General features: G+C 33.3%; 18 protein-coding genes. 8 read left to right on the top strand and 10 right to left on the bottom strand.

The genetic code is table 11. The annotated features are described in order from the left end of the window. Positions 1-408 precede the first annotated feature (408 nt). Positions 409-1,002 (bottom strand): DsbA family protein, encoded by a 594-nt coding sequence (locus KA878_RS08125; RefSeq protein WP_075108110.1) that lies wholly within the window; start codon positions 1,000-1,002, stop codon positions 409-411. A gap of 22 nt (positions 1,003-1,024) precedes the next feature. Next, a complete protein-coding gene (locus KA878_RS08120) occupies positions 1,025-1,384 on the bottom strand; it encodes a DUF4467 domain-containing protein (RefSeq protein ID WP_053028710.1) in 360 nt (119 codons plus the stop codon). 254 nt (positions 1,385-1,638) lie between these two features. On the opposite strand from KA878_RS08120, the gene KA878_RS08115 reads away from it, so the two are divergent. Then, positions 1,639-2,883 (top strand): aminoacyltransferase, encoded by a 1,245-nt coding sequence (locus KA878_RS08115; protein ID WP_193839005.1) that lies wholly within the window; start codon positions 1,639-1,641, stop codon positions 2,881-2,883. A 73-nt stretch (positions 2,884-2,956) separates the two neighbouring features. Here KA878_RS08115 and KA878_RS08110 read toward each other — a convergent pair whose 3' ends face one another. From KA878_RS08110 to KA878_RS08095, 4 genes are all read right to left on the bottom strand, one after another. After that, the gene (locus KA878_RS08110; protein WP_193839004.1) at positions 2,957-3,688 is read right to left on the bottom strand and encodes an amino acid ABC transporter ATP-binding protein; all 732 of its coding nucleotides are present in this window, start codon (positions 3,686-3,688) and stop codon (positions 2,957-2,959) included. After that, the gene (locus KA878_RS08105) at positions 3,685-4,404 is read right to left on the bottom strand and encodes an amino acid ABC transporter permease (RefSeq protein WP_053029051.1); all 720 of its coding nucleotides are present in this window, start codon (positions 4,402-4,404) and stop codon (positions 3,685-3,687) included. The genes KA878_RS08110 and KA878_RS08105 overlap by 4 nt, the downstream gene beginning before the upstream one ends. Then, positions 4,385-5,185, bottom strand: coding sequence for a transporter substrate-binding domain-containing protein (locus tag KA878_RS08100; RefSeq protein ID WP_053028713.1), 801 nt, complete (start codon positions 5,183-5,185; stop codon positions 4,385-4,387). The genes KA878_RS08105 and KA878_RS08100 overlap by 20 nt, the downstream gene beginning before the upstream one ends. 265 nt (positions 5,186-5,450) lie before the next feature. Then, positions 5,451-6,902: an MDR family MFS transporter gene (locus KA878_RS08095; protein ID WP_193839003.1), complete on the bottom strand. Its 1,452-nt coding sequence runs from the start codon at positions 6,900-6,902 to the stop codon at positions 5,451-5,453. A 168-nt stretch (positions 6,903-7,070) separates the two neighbouring features. On the opposite strand from KA878_RS08095, the gene KA878_RS08090 reads away from it, so the two are divergent. Further along, positions 7,071-7,184, top strand: a complete 114-nt coding sequence (locus tag KA878_RS08090) for a putative metal homeostasis protein (protein ID WP_142237115.1) — start codon at positions 7,071-7,073, stop codon at positions 7,182-7,184. A 95-nt stretch (positions 7,185-7,279) separates the two neighbouring features. Here the strand turns inward: KA878_RS08090 and KA878_RS08085 are convergent, their stop codons facing one another. Further along, entirely contained in the window at positions 7,280-7,966 is a 687-nt protein-coding gene (locus tag KA878_RS08085) for a 2,3-diphosphoglycerate-dependent phosphoglycerate mutase (protein WP_011274961.1), read from the bottom strand. Between the two features lie 512 nt (positions 7,967-8,478). Between KA878_RS08085 and KA878_RS08080 the strand changes: the two genes are divergently transcribed. Then, a complete protein-coding gene (locus KA878_RS08080; RefSeq protein ID WP_193839002.1) occupies positions 8,479-9,000 on the top strand; it encodes an aggregation-promoting factor C-terminal-like domain-containing protein in 522 nt (173 codons plus the stop codon). A gap of 319 nt (positions 9,001-9,319) precedes the next feature. Here the strand turns inward: KA878_RS08080 and KA878_RS08075 are convergent, their stop codons facing one another. The 3 genes from KA878_RS08075 to KA878_RS08065 form a co-directional block, all read right to left on the bottom strand. After that, positions 9,320-10,201 (bottom strand): cation diffusion facilitator family transporter, encoded by an 882-nt coding sequence (locus KA878_RS08075; RefSeq protein WP_053028716.1) that lies wholly within the window; start codon positions 10,199-10,201, stop codon positions 9,320-9,322. A gap of 211 nt (positions 10,202-10,412) precedes the next feature. After that, positions 10,413-10,793 carry a GtrA family protein gene (locus tag KA878_RS08070; RefSeq protein ID WP_053028717.1) on the bottom strand — a complete coding sequence of 127 codons (381 nt, stop codon included), beginning with the start codon at positions 10,791-10,793 and terminating at the stop codon, positions 10,413-10,415. A 27-nt stretch (positions 10,794-10,820) separates the two neighbouring features. After that, the gene (locus KA878_RS08065; protein ID WP_193839001.1) at positions 10,821-12,293 is read right to left on the bottom strand and encodes a hypothetical protein; all 1,473 of its coding nucleotides are present in this window, start codon (positions 12,291-12,293) and stop codon (positions 10,821-10,823) included. 138 nt (positions 12,294-12,431) lie between these two features. Here KA878_RS08065 and KA878_RS08060 point away from each other — a divergent pair, with 138 nt between their 5' ends. From KA878_RS08060 to KA878_RS08040, 5 genes are all read left to right on the top strand, one after another. After that, a complete protein-coding gene (locus KA878_RS08060; protein ID WP_193839000.1) occupies positions 12,432-13,577 on the top strand; it encodes a glycerate kinase in 1,146 nt (381 codons plus the stop codon). Positions 13,578-13,594: 17 nt separating this feature from the next. Continuing rightward, complete coding sequence (locus KA878_RS08055; protein WP_193838999.1) at positions 13,595-14,395, top strand: hypothetical protein; 801 nt, start codon at positions 13,595-13,597, stop codon at positions 14,393-14,395. 235 nt (positions 14,396-14,630) lie between these two features. After that, positions 14,631-15,830, top strand: a complete 1,200-nt coding sequence (tcaB, locus tag KA878_RS08050) for a putative multidrug effflux MFS transporter TcaB (protein ID WP_075109327.1) — start codon at positions 14,631-14,633, stop codon at positions 15,828-15,830. Positions 15,831-16,038: 208 nt separating this feature from the next. Then, positions 16,039-16,707, top strand: a complete 669-nt coding sequence (scdA, locus tag KA878_RS08045; protein WP_193838998.1) for an iron-sulfur cluster repair di-iron protein ScdA — start codon at positions 16,039-16,041, stop codon at positions 16,705-16,707. A 20-nt stretch (positions 16,708-16,727) separates the two neighbouring features. Beyond that, positions 16,728-17,486, top strand: a complete 759-nt coding sequence (locus tag KA878_RS08040) for a class I SAM-dependent methyltransferase (protein ID WP_247878259.1) — start codon at positions 16,728-16,730, stop codon at positions 17,484-17,486. Positions 17,487-17,616: the final 130 nt, after the last annotated feature.

The following is a 17,616-nucleotide window of genomic DNA, read 5'->3' as shown; positions in this document are numbered from 1 at the left end:
AAAGTATAGCTTCATTTGTATAAAATTACAATAGTTTTTTTAATTTTCTTATTCATCGTTTTAAAGAAATGACATCGATTAAAATTGATTTATTATATTAATCTCTCGATACATGGTTATCATTATTAGATTCAATGCTTTTGAAATTTAAACCTTCACTTCACGCTAGTAGCATGATTTTCTATGCTGGTCCACCCCATTCTGTTTTGCTTGTCGAATTTCTGGGTGAAATTCTCTTTGCTGGTGCCCCCACCCCAGCTTGCTTTGCTTGTTGAATTTCTGGGTGAAATTCTTTTTGCTGGGGCCCCGGATGACAAAAACGCCCTTCAAAGTTTCATTTTTCAATGTTTACTTCGAAGGGCGTATATCAATTTTAGTGTTAATGCTTATGACACGTTCATTTCAGCATTATAAGTATTTCGTCCACTCTTTAACTTTGTATGGATCTTTTACTTTTTTACCATTGATAAAAACAGTTGGAACTGTGTCAATTTTATTATCTTCTGTTAGTTTCTTTTGTTCGTCAGCTTTTTTCCAAGCGTTACTATTTTTAGTTTTATATTGTTTTTTAATTTCTGTTTTCTGTTGACTTGTAATATCTAATTTATCAATTTCTCTATCTAAAAAGTCTTCAGTCAGCCACTTTTTATTTTCGTCTTTTTGGTTGGCAAATACATTACGTTGAAATGTTAAGTATTTATTAGGCGCAACCTCTTGTACTGCATTGCCAGCTCTTGAACCAACTATAGAGTCTTTATCTAGAAAGCCAGCATTTACAAATTGGTACTCGACTTTATTCGTATCAATATAGTCTTTTTTTATTGTAGGCATGACGTTCTCTTCAACTTTTTTACAGTACGGACATTTAAAATCTCCATACTCAACGATTAAAATCTTCCCGTTTTTTGTTTTAGGTGGTTGTTTCTCTTTGTTGTTAGTACATGCACTCATGATGACGATGATAACCATCAACATGCTTAAAATTGAAATGATTTTCTTCATAGATGCTCCTTTTCATTTTGTATTAATTCATGTTTTCTTCTTTATAATCAGCATCATGTGATTCTATATATTGCTTTGTATCGAAGTTATCCAAATATTTTCCCTTTTTCCCATCAAATTGATATGTGTAGTAATGAACTTCCTCATTATTACTTAATGGCTTATAAGCTAAAACAACATACTTACCATCTTCATAAACATAAATATTCGCATCTTTTTTATCAAAGTGCTTAACCATATCGCCTGTATCATGCTTAGCCATTTGTTCTTGCTTTTGATCTTGCATTTTTACAGCTTTATCTATTTTATCTACATATTTATCATTACCGCATGCTGCTAGCAATACGATACCTAAAGTTAACATAACTAATATACGTTTCATACATTCACTCCTATTGCCCAATTCTATAAATCTCACCTTATACTTCTGTTGCAAATACTATCATACAATGGTTTTAGATTATGCGCTAGTTCATAAAAATTTAGTTTTGTAAAAATATTTATTATTATAAATTAAATATAAATTTCCATCTACAACTAAAGTACGATGTAATTTAATTAGTTATTATGTGTAATATTTAATGTAATTTGCTAAAATGAAATGTAATTCTTAAAAATACAGAGGAGTAGATGAATATGAAATTCGTAACTTTAACATCGGGGGAATTTGAGAAATTTACGTCCAGTCATTTCTCACATTATACGCAATCACGAATTCACTTTGAAAATAGAAATGAATTAAAGGGTGATGTACACATTGTAGGTGTCAAAGATGACAGTAACAACGTTATCGCCGCTACATTAATGACTGAAGCGCGTGCATTAAAAGTATTCAAATATTTTTATACACATCGTGGACCGGTAATGGACTACAGTAATATTGAATTGGTTCACTTTTTCTTTAAATCATTAACACGCTATTTAAAAAAACACAATTGCCTATATGTCTTAGTTGATCCATATATTTTAGAGAACTTACGTAACGCAGACGGAGAAATTTTAGAGAGCTATGATAATCGTGCCGTAATCAAAACGTTGGAAGAACTGGGTTATAAACATCAAGGATGGTCAGTTGGTTACAGTACAATGAGTCAAATACGTTGGTTATCTATCTTAGATTTAAAAGATAAATCAGAAGATCAACTGCTTAAAGAAATGGACTATCAAACTCGTCGTAATATTAAAAAAACGTATGAAATGGGTGTAAAAGTAAGAACACTTCCTATGGATGAAACAGATACTTTCTTCGAATTGTTCCAAATGGCCGAAGAAAAACATGGCTTCAAATTTAGAGACAAACCTTACTTTTATGAAATGCAAAAAACATACAAAGACCATGCTATGCTAAAACTTGCTTATATCGATTTAAAAGATTATTTATCTACTCTTCAAGAAAAGCATGATACATTAACACAACAATTAGCGGACGTTGATGCAGTGTTGAAAGAAAATCCGAATTCTAAGAAAAATAAAAATAAGCGCACGCAAATACAACAACAAGTTGATAGTAACGAACGTAAATTAAATGAAACGAAAGATAAAATCGCCCAAGAAGGCGAAATACTTAATCTAGCCGCTGCTTTATATTTATATAATGACCATGAAGTTTATTACCTATCCAGCGGTTCTAACCCTAAATATAATGCGTACATGGGTGCGTATCGATTACAATGGGACATGATTAAATTCGCGAAAGAACATAACGTTGATCGTTATAATTTCTATGGTATTACTGGAGATTTTAGCGAAGATGCTGAAGACTTCGGTGTACAACAATTCAAAAAAGGATTCAACGCGAATGTGTATGAATATATTGGTGATTTCATCAAACCTATCAAACCTTTCGCATACCGAGTTATGCAACTTTTAAATCGTAAATAAGCACGATAAAAAACATTTCAACTAAAAAACACTTCCTAAAGCACATGTGAGTACTTTAGGAAGTGTTTTGTTATTAGTCTTCATTGATTACATTTAAGAAACGACGTAATTCTTCTGTTTTGGGATGTTCGAAGATGTCTTCCGGTGCCCCTTGTTCACCTATACGTCCTTCATGTATAAAGACGATTTTATTTGAAACTTGACGTGCGAAACGCATTTCATGCGTAACAATGACCATTGTCATTCCTTCATCAGCTAATTCTTTGATTACACGAAGTACATCATTCACTAATTCTGGATCTAAAGCAGACGTTGGCTCATCAAATAGCATTACTTGTGGATTCATTGCTAATGCTCTAGCAATGGCTACACGTTGTTGTTGACCACCTGATAGCGCATGTGGGCGTTGATCTTTAACACTTGTTAAACCAACTTTTTCAAGTAACCCCATCGCTCTTTCTTTAGCATCTGCTTTATTCATTTTCTTAACCGTCACTAACCCTTCCATAACATTTTCCAATGCTGATTTATGCGGAAATAGGTTATAACTTTGAAATACCATACCCGATTGCTTGCGTACGCTTATTTGAGACTTTTTATTGTTAGCTGTGTAGCTTTCACCATTAACCGTTACGTTACCTTCAGTTGGAATTTCTAAAGCATTAATCATACGTAGTAATGTCGTCTTACCTGAACCAGATCGTCCAATCAGTGTCACGACTTCCCCTTTATCTACATTTAAATCAATACCTTTAATGACTTCTTTATCATTGAACGATTTATGGATACCACTTAATTCAATCATGAGTTATACCCTCTTTCAATATATGATTCATAGAAGCTTTGAATAACTGAAATGATGAAACATACTACCCAATACATAACAGCTACAAGTATATAAATTGTGAAATACTCATAAGTTGTAGAAGCGACTTCTTGAGCTTTACGGAACATTTCTGCTACCAAGATAAAGCCAAGTAATGATGTATCTTTAATTAAACTTAAGAATGTATTACCTAAAGCCGGAATTGAAACACGAATCGCTTGTGGCAATATAATTCTTTGAATGGTTTGTCTATAGTTCATCCCTATAGAATAAGCCGCTTCAGTTTGACCTTTAGGTATTGAAATAATTCCACCACGTATAATTTCTGATGCATACGCACCAACATTAAGAGATAAACCAATGATAGCTGATACAACGGATGATAATGTCCATTGTTCATCAGCGTTACCCGTTAATAAACGCCCTAGTTCAGGAATACCATAAAAGATAATGAATAATTGAACGATCATCGGTGTACCACGAATAATTGACACATAAACACGTGCAATACCTTTTAAAACTTTACTTGTTGAAATACGCATTAACGCTGTAAATAAAGCAATGATCAAACCTAAGATAAATGTAACAATGGTAATTGGAATAGAATATTTTAATAATCCTTCCAACATCGGTCCAAATGCTTGCCCTGCCGCATCTAATGCATGTTGTTGTTGACTATTTAGGCTCAGAAACATTTTCACCGAACCATTTCTTACCAATTTTTGCTAATTCGCCATTTTCTTTTAATGTTTTAATGCCATCATTGAAATCAGATACAACTTTTTCATCAACATCTTTATTAAATGCAAATGCTGATTTACTTTGTTCTGCATTACCTTTGATTGCTTTGATTTTAGCATTTGGTTTTTGTTTTTTATAGTCTAAGTAAGATAAGCTATCGTTAAATGTACCATCAACACGATTAGATAATAATAAGTCCATCGCTTGGTTAAAGCCATCAACTTTCGTAATATCTGCACCTTTATCTTTAGCTAATTGACCATAGTTTGACGTAAATGTTTGCGCCATTTTCTTACCTTTAACATCATCAAATGATTTGATATCTTTTTCATTTTCACGAACTACTAAAACTGCGCTTGAATACGTGTAAGGTGTAGAGAATTTATATTTATTCTCTCTTTCTTTATTTACACCTACTTGGTTAGCAATCACATCAAAACGTTTAGCGTCTAAGCCAGCAAACATTGAATCCCATGATGTTTCATTGAATTTAAGTTTGTAACCTTTTTCTTTTGCAACTGCTTTGATGACATCAATATCGTAACCAGTTAATTTGTCTTGTTTATTATGGAAAGTGAATGGTGCATATGTACCTTCAGTTCCTACTTTCAGTGTTTTACTATCACTATTGCTACTACTTGATTTAGAATCACTATTTTTATCTGATGATCCTCCATTTCCACAAGCAGCTAACACAAAGATAAGTGCTAAAGCAACAAATAAAAGTCTTTTCATCTACCTTGTCCTCCATATTCCTATTAGATTAGTCAGAATAAATTAATTCTAATCTCATAGGTAGGAATAGTCAACATTATTTTTATGTTTAATTAAGTGTTCAGAATGTTTGGATATTAATGATAAAGAAAAGAGACCAAGACATAAAGCGTTTATGTTTTAGGGAAGACATGGATTACATTCCTAAAGCTACATTGGAATATCAAGTATTTTCCAAATCACGCTCATCTTGATCTCTTATCATTTCGTGCAATACATTATTAACTTATTGATCTTGCAACTTCGCTTCAGCCTTTACTTTTTTCTTGCTTTTAATTAAAAATGTAAGCAATAAACTAATAATCGTAATGATTACAGCAAACATAAACCCTGAATGGTAACCATGAAGCATAGCATCAATCTGTATTTGTCCTGCCGTTTCAGTTTTATTCATACCGTGATAATCATGCATTGTCGGTTGAAAGTTTTTACTTGCTGTACTTAATATCGTAATCAAGCCTGCTGTTCCAATTGAACCGGCAATTTGTTGAATGGTATTTGTCATTGACGAACCATGTGCATTAAGTTCTGGTGTTAGTTGATTCATTGTATGTGTCATAATTGGCATTAAGCCCAATGCGATACCAATCATACGAATCGCATAAATCGTTGCTAACATAATGGTTGACGTATGCTCGTCCATCACTACAAAGTACGATGTCGTTACCAGTACAATAAACATGCCTATAATCGCTAATACTTTAGCCCCAAACGTTTCATATAACCATCCTGAAATAATCGACATGATGGCCATCACAATGGCACCTGGAAGTAAGATAAGTCCTGAGTCAATCGGTGTTCGACCTAGCAAGTTTTGTACAAACATTGGCAATACTGTTTCAGAACCAATCATTGAAATCATGGTTGCAGCCATTATCGATAACCCAACTGCAAACTCTTTATTCTTAAATACTTTAAAGCTTAATAACGGATTATCAAGTTTTTCTTGGCGCCAAATAAACAAACCTACTAATATTAAGCCACCAATAATCGTGGTTAAGACAAGCGGATCATCCCATCCATCACTCGAAATAGAACTTACACCGTATAACAATCCACCAAAACCTAGTATTGATAATGTGATAGAAATGAGATCGATAGGTGTTCTAACGGTTGTTCCTACATTTTTAATAATTTTTAATGCAATCAGAAATGTGATTGCTGAAATCGGTGCAACGACATGGAACAGTGATCGCCAATTAAAATATTCCACTAAATAACCAGATAATGTAGGTCCAATGGCTGGAGCAAGACCTATAACGAGTCCAAACATCCCCATATATTTACCACGTTCATGCGGTTGAAAGATATCTAGAATGGTCGTCATCATCAATGGCATCATAATACCTGAGCCTAAAGCTTGTATAATTCGAGCAATTAAAAGTATCGTAAAGTTCGGACTAAAACCACCTAGCATCGTCCCAAGGAAGAAGATGACAATTCCAGTTAAGAAGACTTGTCTCGTAGAGTATCGCTGTATAATAAATGCAGATAACGGAATAACAACGCCATTAGTGAGTAAGAATGCTGTTGTTAACCATTGAACTTGTGAATATTCAATATTGAAATCTTTCATGATACTCGGCAATGCTGTAGTAAGTAATGTTTCATTAAGTAATCCAAAGAATCCACCTAATAACATCGTAAATATCATTGCTAATTTTTGTTTATGTGACATACTATTCCCCTTCTATCTATTTATGCGTTCAATAGATACATTTGACTATTATACAATATCATTTTTTGATTTTCATATAAGATATTAATATTATTTTTATAAATCGTAATAATTACTATTTATATTTTTACTATTTTCCTTTATGCTTTTAAAAAGGAGGAATCAAATATGAAACTAGATTTACAAACAGCACGTCGTAATTTGAACAGTCCTAATATCAAAACGCGCAAGCGTGCATTAAAAGTCATCAAACAACATAAACGCAATCGTAAATCAGCTTAATACAATCCATTTCTTCCATAAATAACTCCTAAAAAAGGAGTAGCACATGTAATCTATCGCATAGCATTACTTGTACTACTCCTTTAATTTATGAATTATAAATAATAATGATCAATGACATTTAAATTGTCATCTAATTCGTAAATTAGCGGTGCACCTGTTTTAATTTCATATCCAATAATATCTTCATCAGATACATTATCCAAATATTTAATTAACGCACGTATTGAATTACCATGTGCAGCGACTAAAACCGTTTCTCCATCTAATAGATGTTGAGAAATTTTATCTGTCCAAATGGGTACCACTCGTTCTAATGTCGTTTTTAAACTTTCTGAATAAGGCATCATGCGATGATCTAAATGTCTATAACGACGATCTTTTAAATAAGATTCACGTTGTTCTTCAGTTTGTGCAGGTGGTTTAACATCATATGAGCGTCGCCATTGATGCACTTGTTCTTCACCAAATTCTTTACGTGCTTCATCTTTATTAAGTCCTTGTAATTTACCATAATGGCGTTCATTTAAACGCCAACTCTTATGGACTGGAATCCATTCTTGATCTGATTCAGCTAATAAAAACTGAGTTGTTTCTAATGCTCTCGTTAATAATGAAGTAAACGCTACATCAATTTCAATGCCATTTTCTTTTAATTTACGCCCAGATGTTATGGCTTCATTACGTCCCTGTTCAGATAGTTGAACATCTTCCCAACCTGTAAATAAATTTTTAGCATTCCATTCACTTTGACCGTGACGACATAAAATTAATTTTGGCATATAAAACACCTTCCTATACGTTAGATCGATTGTATGATTTCATTTAGCATGTCATCAATCAATGCCTAACTTCTAATTTAAAATTTACTTCCCTATGCTTTGCAACAAGTGACTTACTCTTTTTCTATTACATTTATTATAAAACTATTTCGCCAAATTTCATAATATCTAAGATTCAGTCCCTTAATGCCATAAATGACGTCATTTTGTCATGTTCGTTATCTTCAGTACATCTTTGATATGTTTTTTTGATTTTGTAGTAACCTATGTCATCAATTAAGGTGCTATAGTGTATCTACCGTAATCAACAGCAAGACTTATTGGGATATCGTGATTAAATGCTATTAATTCAAAGAGCTAACTAAAATTGTGCATCGTTTCGTTTTAGTCCCTATGCATTTAAGTCAGCTACTGCGAATACTTTGGTTAATTCATAATATTGTATTGCCTTAGCCTAAATTTAGTATTTTTAGTTACATTACAAAAACCAATTTTAAAGGAGATTATTTAATATGAAGAAATCAATATTTACGTTAATGACGATGGTATCTTTAGGTGCCGCAGGATTGCAATCAGGTCAAGCGCACGCAAGTGAAATGACACACAACCAACAACAATCATGTCAATATAATCAACATACACAGTTACAACAAACTCAACCTTCACAACAAAATCAATATTCAAAGGTAGCATCAGCAGCAACTACAACTTCAAATACTACTGATACTTCATCAGAAAATACTGCATCAACAAGTAATACTACAACTTCTAGTGATGAAAGTTCATCTTCAGTATACAAACAATTTATCGCAGCTGGAGGAACGCAAGAACTATGGGAGAAAATTGTCTTACCTGAATCCGGTGGAGATCCTAATGCGTCTAACGGACAATATCATGGTTTAGGACAAACCAATCAATCTTGGGGTTATGGTTCAGTTGAAACTCAAACTAAAGGCATGATTTCATATGCTAAAGAACGCTATGGCTCTATTGAAGCTGCGATTAGTTTCCGTGAATCAAACGGATGGTGGTAACATCCAATATAAATAAATGAACATATATTAAGAAAAAGCTGGGACAAAATAAAATGTCCCAGCTTAATTTATCATTTTGGCAGTAGCTGACTGATTTGAAAATGCGCTTAGATCAAGCTTTTTCAAACCTAGTCATCCTTGCGGGCGGGGCCCCAACAAAGAGAATTTCACTAAGAAATTCTACAAGCAAAGCAAGTTGGGAGTCGGGGCCCCAGCAAAGAGAATTTCATCAAGAAATTCTACAAGCAAAGCAAGCTGGGAGTGGACGACGAATTTAAAAGAATTCTGTCCCGCTCCCTTAATCATCATTAATCTCGTTCTAATCAATCATTTGATTTAACGTGTCTGGTTCGGGATGAACGTACACGGAAGAAATGCCTTTACTATGTAAGTGATTTTCTACTTTATCACAAATGTCATGTGCCTGTTGCAGTGATAAATGTGCATCAACAACAATTGTTACATCTAAAAAGATGCTACTGCCATGGTAACGTCCCTTAAGATTATTCACGTCTTTAACGTCTTCTACTTCTAAAACAACGTTACGGTATTCTTCAAGATCTTGCTCATTGAAACCATCACTCAGTGCAAATATGGACTCCTTAAAAATACTAAAACCTGTATAAATAATTAAAAGTCCTAAAACCGTCGCTAATATGACATCGACGATAGATAATCCGAATTGGGTAAATACTAGACCAATCGCAGTCCCTATACTAACAAGACCATCTGACAAATTATCTTTTGCCGCGGAATTTAATGAGCTACTCTTGGTCTTCTGAGCCAGTCTATGATTGATTGCAAAGACACCAATCATAATAAGTCCACTGATTAAACTCACAAAAATTGTAATGACATTTGGTGTATGATGTTCATTCGTAAATATTCGAGGTACATTTTCAATCACAACTTGAATACCCACAAACATAATAATAAATGATACTAATAGTGTAGAGATATTTTCAGATTTCAAATGACCATAAGGATGATTTTTATCTGCTGGCTTAATTGAAATTTTCAATCCAACAATGACAGCAATAGATACAATAATGTCTGTCATATTATTCAAAGCGTCTGCTCTAACTGCTGCTGAATCAAATACAAAGCCTGTTATATATTTAGAAACAGATAAAATGATATAAACTACTAAACTTAAATAAGCACCTCTTTGCGCTAATTTAAGATTTTCACTTTGAGACATGTTGTCTACCACCTTAAATGCTTTAATATCAATAGTATGTACCATCGAAAGATGATTGACAACGTTTTTTAATTTCTATAATTTTCATATATTTAAGCGAATTAAATTTTTCGTAAAACCTAAATATTAATTAAGTTGACACCCATAATAATCATTCAATTTATGGTCTGTCGTTGTCACTGTTGTAATTGTTAAATATAATAGCTTCTTTTTAATCTTTTAAGATCCATTTTGAAACTATAAACGTAATTGGAATTGTGATAATTAATCCAACAAATGGTGCGATTTCAGACGGAAATTGAAACCACTTAACAAACACATATAGTAAGAGTGTTTGCATTCCCATATTAATGACTTGTGTTAAAGGAAAGCTTAAAAATTTCTTTAAAGTTGGCGTTACTTTATAAACAAAATAACAATTCAAATAGTAAGATATTACGAAACTCACTAAGAAACCAACAATGTGACTGATCATATAATTCACATGACATAATTTTAATAATATAAGATACACAATATAATAATTAAGGGTATTAATACCCCCCACAATTATAAATTTAATAATCTCTAAGTGGGTTTGAGTCAACTTCATCGTGATTCTCCTTTGTCGTCATTCTCTTTAATCTTCAAACGGCAATATTTTAAATGAATATTTCTCTGAAATGTGATGAAACTCTTTGAAGTTAGTTACATCCGCTTCATCTGCTGGTGTCATTTCAAATAAATACGTTTCATACGGCAAATGTGATAATTTAATGTGACGTTGATTATTACTCATTTGTGCGTGCACATCTTCTAGTCTCTGTTCACTACGAAAGTGTATATCAGTGAAAATAAACATATTTACAATTGCAAAAATAATTATACAACTTTTTAGAATATTATAATGTTTCAAAGTCAAAAAGCTTAATTCTGAAATTAAAATAATGAGTATTATCATACTAAATAGATAAGCCAAATAAAACTGTCTAACTGAAACTTCAGTAATTAATACAACTGGTAATACACTTAGTGGAATTGAAATCAGCGACATATTTACCAACAATCGATTGTATGGTGAGTGAACGATGAGCTTGCATGATATGACAATACTCACCATAAACATCAGGCACAATACAATATGAATGACTTCAAACGTGAGTGTTTCAGATAGTTGTTTCACATTGAAAGGTTCATATATAACGAATTTATAGATAGGTAATACACACATGCCTATTTGTAAACTGAATTGTTTCTTTTTAGACCACGTTGAGAATGTGCTACTTCTTAAGAGTAATATTATAATGATAATTACGATTAAAGATAAAATCGTATTATTATTAAAAAACAAATTGTTTGGAATATCTTTGAGAAGCGATGATTCAAATTTGTGAGTCAACCCTAACATATCTAAGTGCCCTCTTAACGCCTCAACACTTGAATAAATATAAATATATTTTTCATTTAATAACATGATCATTGCACCACATAATGACAGCAACCATCCAAGCACCAAACTGTAGTCAAGTTTATGGTATCGTATCGCATAGTAAATGATGCCAACCAATAATATTGTAGTATTATAAAACGTTAGAGGTTCAGCAAACCACTGTCCTAATAAACATATTCCCCAAAAGATAAACGCATCTATTCGGCTATATTCTTCTTCCTTAAGTAATCCTTTCAATATAAAACTTAATAGATATAGTGAAAAACATGACCCAAAAACATACGTATAAAAAAATTCAAAGTTACCATAGCTTTGTGAAAATAAAGAATTGGGTATAATAAATAATAAAACCATAATGACAATTAAAATGTTTGTGTTACCTATTTGATTCAATAACTTTAATAACAGTAACACGATAAAGATTGAAATAAGTGCAAATGACATGGTCCGCATTACTATAGAATGAACACTTGCGAATTCTAATATATTGCTAATGTACCGTCCATTAAAATTTTCAAACGCGTTACTAACGACCTGTATGCCATGGGTACTCCCCCAAAACCAATCCGTACTATGTAAAGGGATAATGAAACCTAAGTATCCGTAAAATAGGATTAATCCAATCATCCAGATGTAAAATTCATGTTGTTTAAGTCTATGCATGTCGAACTCCTTTATGTCAGAAGGTTTGATTTTAAATTACAATCAACCTCTCATAATCGATTATATTATATTCTTATTTTATCAATTATACATTTAAATATTATTTTATACTATACCAACACTAGGAGGTTTACGAAGATGAATCTTAAAAAAATAGTCATTGCTACTGATTCATTTAAAGAGAGTATGTCAGCTAAAGAAGCTGGTTTAGCCATTCAAGATGGTTTTAAAGCGGTATTTGATGATGCGATTCACTATGACATTATCCCAATGGCTGATGGTGGTGAAGGCACAACAGATGCATTAAAAGAAGCGCTTAATGCTAAAACCTATACGATTCCTGTACACGATCCATTACATAGAAGTATTGAAGCGTCATATGCCCGCTCGGATGATGATCAAATTGCCATTATTGAAATGGCTGCATCATCAGGATTAGATTTATTATCAAAAGACGAACGTAACCCACTCATTACATCAACTTATGGTGTAGGCGAAATGATATTAGATGCACTAAATCACGATGTTAGCAAAATTATTTTAGGCATTGGTGGAAGTGCTACTAATGATGGTGGTAGCGGTATGTTATGTGCATTAGGTGCGCAATTTCTAGATGCGCAACATCAACCTTTAAAATTAGGTGGTGGTTATTTATCTGAGCTAGCATATATAGACATATCAAATCTAGATCATAGACTGAAGGACGTTACATTTGAGGTTGCTTGTGACGTAACAAATCCATTACTAGGACCTAATGGCGCAACTGAAGTTTACGGTCCACAAAAAGGTGCTGACGCTAAGATGATACCAAAGTTGGATTCCGCACTAGCGATCTATCATGATATGATAGAACAAGAATTAAATCTAAATGTTAAAGACATTCCAGGTGCTGGTGCCGCCGGAGGGTTGGGTACGGGTATTCTTGCATTCTTCAATGCGTCACTTTCTAAAGGCATTGACATTGTGTTAAAAGAAACAGACTTTTCGAGAAGAGTGAAAGACGCAGACCTTGTTATTACTGGCGAAGGTAAAATGGATGCGCAAACTGTCTTTGGTAAGACACCCATTGGGGTAGCAAAAGCAGCAAAAGTACATCATATTCCAGTGATAGCTATTTGTGGAAGTCTTGGCGAAGGGTATCAGGATGTTTACAATCATGGTATAGATAGCGCATTTAGTTTAATTGAACAACCAGAAGCATTACCATCGTTATTAAGTAATGGTAAGCGCAACATGACACATACTGCTGAAAATATTGCTCGACTACTGAAACAAATTATTTGAAATATGAGGTGACTAGCATGAAACGAACAGATAAATATAAAGATTCTTACAAATATGATGAACAATATCGCAAGCGTAATCGACAAAGTGCCGATGAACGTACACGTCATGAGCGACGTGAAAGCCAAGAAGCATACAATCGTAGCAATGCACGTTATCGTGATGATGATTCTAGATATCAAAATGATGACCAACGCTACCATGATGACTATGACCATCAAGCGCGTTATGAGCGACGTAATGATGACTATGACGACAATGGAAACAGATATTATAATGACCGTGACTTCAGACGTGAGCAACAATTAGAAGAAGAAAATGAAAAAAATAAAAAATCAAAAAAATGGCTTATAGCTATTATTGCAATATTGCTTATTATCGTAGCAATATTTGCGACGAGAGCGCTATTTAACCACAATAGTGGTAATGAACAACAAACGAATACTACTTCAAATGACAACCAAGTATCTAAAGACTATAAAAACGAAGTAGAAAATCAAAGTGATAGCATTAAACAACAAGTCGAAGAAGCCAAAAATGACATTAAAGACAAAGTGGATACAGACTCAAGAATCAAACAAATTCAAGATGATATTAATAGTTTAAAAAATAGTGAACAAACAGGCGAAGATTCTAAATTGACTAAATTTTATCAAGATCAAGTAAATAAATTGAAAGAAGCGAATAACGCGCAACAAAATAATGAAAGTCAAAGTAAAGTAAATGACTTACTTAATGATGTGAATACAAAATTTGATGAAATTAAAGAGAAATTAAATAGTATACTTGGTAACTCAAGTGATACAAATGCACAGTGATAAACCCATAAACAAATCACATACAACATAATACGCTATATCTACATTGCAAATACGTTATCGTAGACGACATTGAGAAGACAGATAAAGCATGTTTTCTAAGATATACGTACCGTTGTAAGGGACGAGATAGAAGATAAATTGAATTCTAACTCGTTCCTTTTTTATTTTGTAAATTACAAATGCACAAAAAACCTATATAATGTAATTTGCAAACTTTTTAAGGAGACACATTATGCAACCATCAACACATACAAAATTACCCCTATTGCTACTTATTGTCTTAGGTGTAATGACTGCATTCGGACCTATGATCATTGATATGTACCTTCCTGCTTTACCTGAAGCACAACATCAATTTAGGTCATCAACATCTGAAATTCAACTCACCTTATCATTTGCAATGATAGGTTTAGCATTAGGTCAATTCTTATTCGGACCATTATCTGATGCATTTGGCCGTAAAAGAATGGGTCTTATCATATTATGCGTTTTCTTCCTAGCTACACTGAGTGGTATCTTTGCATCAAATTTAATGCTATTTTTATGTATTCGATTTGTCCAAGGTTTTACTGCAGGCGGCATTATAGTTATAGCCAAGGCTTTTGCAGGAGACAGATATCAAGGTGATTTATTAGCTAAATTTCTAGCATCACTGATGGTCGTTAATGGTATTGTTACAATCATCATGCCTTTACTAGGCGGTCTATCTTTGACACTTGGTTCATGGAGAATTGTCTTTGTCATTCTGACCGTTATAAGTTTACTTGTGCTTATCGGTGTCGTGACGACGATGCCTACTACACATCAATCAGAACATATATCGTTAAACTTTAAAGAAATCTTTTTAGATTTTGGAAGTTTATTAAAGAAACCACGATTCATCATTCCAATGTTGCTACAAGGATTAACGTATGTGATGTTATTTAGTTTTTCATCCGCTTCACCATTCATAACGCAAAAGCTATACAATATGACACCTCAGCAATTCAGTATAATGGTAGCAATTAATGGTGTAGGCTTAATCATAGTTAGCCAAATTGTGGCACTTTTAGTCGAGTATATTAATCGTTTCAAACTCATGATTTACTTAACGTTAATACAAGTAATAGGTGTCGTGTTAATTGTTATTACATTATCAATGCATGGTCCGTTATGGATTTTACTAATTGCATTTTTCTTAAACGTATGCCCTGTCACATCTATTGGCCCACTAGGTTTTTCTATGGCAATGGAGGAACGTACAGGTGGAAGTGGTAATGCTTCTAGTTTACTAGGACTATTCCAATTCATTCTTGGCGGAATCATCTCTCCAATAGTAGGACTCAAAGGACAATATGATGCAACACCATACATGGTTGTCATTATCGTAACTGCAATTGTATTAATTACACTCCAAGTTATTTACTTTAGAAATCATCGTAACCCAGCATAATCATTGAATAGAATCAGGAAGTGAGACAGCATTCTTTATGAATTCGTTGTCCGCTTCCTCTTTTTTTGAAAATAAATTGATTCAAAAATCCGCGCTAATTGTTCACAATTTTTCAATAACTTTCCAACAAATAGGTGACAATACAATTTTTTATAATTGAAAATCATTCTTATTGATTATAATGAAAATAAATAAAGGAGGAATTTCAATGATTAAAAATGAATCTATCGTTGCAGACATTGTTACAGACATGCCATTAAGTGCGGATATATTTAGAAAATATGGTATCGACTTTTGTTGTGGCGGTAACATCACTATAAATGAAGCAGTTAAAAATAAAAAAATAGATGCAGATACATTAATAGAAGAAATTAATGCACTTCCTAAACATGATCAAGGAAACATCAATGTGAAATATCTTGATGCACCTTCACTTATACAATATATACAATCTCGTTATCACGAGACAATGCGTGAAGAATTTAAGAATTTATCTCCTTATGTTACCAAAGTGGCAAAAGTCCATGGGCCAAACCATCCATTTTTAATTCAATTACAAGACTTATATCGTCAATATCGTGATGGTATGCTTGAGCATATGGCTCAAGAAGATGAACACGACTTCCCTGCATTAATTAAACTTTCTCGTGGCGAAGAAGTGGATCATGCTTCAGATATTATCCAAAGCTTGGTTGATGATCACACGCACACAGGACAATTATTAGAAGATATGCGTGAATTAACGAACCAATATCAACCGCCGAGTGAAGCTTGTCAAACTTGGAGATTGGTCTATAACCGTCTTGAGAATTTAGAGCGTGAAACCCATGAACATGTACATCTAGAAAATCATGTACTCTTTAACAAATTCAGTTAAGACAGGAAGTGTTGATTATGGTGACTAAAATAGCTGGCCATACGTTTTTAGCTCAATTAGGTAAAAAGCGTTTACGTCCGGGTGGTGTGCTTGCGACAAATTGGCTTATTAATAAAGGGCATTTTTCAAGTGATAAACGTGTCGTCTTAGAAGTCGCATGTAATATGTGTACAACTTCTATTGAATTAGCACGAACTTATCAATGCCATATTGAAGGCGTCGATTTAAATAAAACCGCATTAGAAAACGGTAAACGAAATGTGGCGAAACACAATTTAGAGTCGCTCATTCATTTAACACAAGCAAATGCAATGAAATTACCCTTTGAAGATCAAAGCTTCGATATTATTCTTAATGAAGCAATGCTCACGATGTTACCTTACCCAATTAAAGAGAAGGTCTTAAAAGAGTATTACCGTGTATTGAAGCCGAATGGTGTTATACTTACACATGATATTGCAATTATCAATAGACAAAATACTGAAACGGTCATTAATGAATTGAGTCAAGCTATTAATATGAAGGTGACACCTTTAACGCCTGAAAGCTGGTACCAACTCTATCAAGAGGCCGGATTCTCAAATATCGAATCGCAAATTGGTCCATTGACGTTAATGACACCAATAGGTATGATGCGTGATGAAGGCCTACTTGGCACCTTAACCATCATTAAAAACGCGTTAAAACCATCTAACCGTAAAATGTTCTTCACTATGTTTAAAACGATGCGAAGACACAAAAAGAATATGAATTATATCGTTCATGCTGTAAAAAAATAAAGCAACACAATCCTACATGGCTTATGTTGCACAAATGACTAGAACTTAGAAGGGGAGTGGGACCGAATTCTTTTAAATTCGTCGTCCACTCCCAGCTTGCTTTGCTTGTAGAATTTCTTGATGAAATTCT

Source organism: Staphylococcus sp. GDY8P57P (assembly GCF_017892585.1).
Lineage (GTDB): Bacteria > Bacillota > Bacilli > Staphylococcales > Staphylococcaceae > Staphylococcus > Staphylococcus borealis.
Note: the sequence above shows the minus strand (reverse complement) of the source record. Positions and strands in the feature narration are given on the sequence as shown.